Source organism: Kitasatospora aureofaciens, from assembly GCF_001188955.3.
GTDB classification, from domain to species: Bacteria; Actinomycetota; Actinomycetes; order Streptomycetales; family Streptomycetaceae; genus Kitasatospora; species Kitasatospora aureofaciens.
Genome location: NZ_JPRF03000011.1, coordinates 1 through 216 on the forward strand (window position 1 = coordinate 1; position 216 = coordinate 216).

Annotated in this window: 1 pseudogene; it reads right to left on the reverse strand. The window is 72.7% G+C overall.

Annotated features, from left to right (window positions below):
- Positions 1-216: pseudogene (locus tag HS99_RS04955) on the reverse strand (hypothetical protein); the annotation flags it as partial.

The following is a 216-nucleotide window of genomic DNA, read 5'->3' on the forward strand; positions in this document are numbered from 1 at the left end:
GCGACACCGGCCCGGCGGTGGGGAAGGTCATCGACCCACTGGCGATGCCGAGTGCGTTGGTCGTGACGGTCACCGGGGCAGCCCCGTCACCGTTGAACGTGACCGCCGCACCCGCAACGGGCACGCCGTTGCACAGCACCACCGCGGACACGACGGTGGGCTGGCCGACGACCACCGGGGCCACCGGGGGCAGCAGGAACACCTGACAGGTCGCCG